Below are 233 nucleotides of genomic sequence, written 5' to 3' on the forward strand. Positions count from 1 at the left end.
AGTAATCTTGATCTTGACGCAGTTCGTCTGCGCTTAAAATGGGGACCTTTACGTACTCAGAACGCTACAAATGGTGACGTATCAGGCGTAACAATCGAATACGCAATTGATTTACAGATTGATGGTGGTGTCTGGACTGAAGTACTAAAAACCAAAATTTCAGATAAAACATCTGCAAATTATGAACGTGCTCATCGGATTGATTTGCCTCGTGCAGACTCTGGCTGGCTTGT

1 protein-coding gene is annotated in these 233 nt (G+C 42.1%); it reads left to right on the forward strand.

The features are described from left to right. Positions 1 to 233, forward strand: a 233-nt coding sequence (gene gpJ / locus HJG58_RS18790) for a TipJ family phage tail tip protein (RefSeq protein ID WP_170249818.1), incomplete at both ends; no start/stop codon positions are given.

Source organism: Acinetobacter geminorum, from assembly GCF_013009345.1.
Taxonomy (GTDB): Bacteria; Pseudomonadota; Gammaproteobacteria; order Pseudomonadales; family Moraxellaceae; genus Acinetobacter; species Acinetobacter geminorum.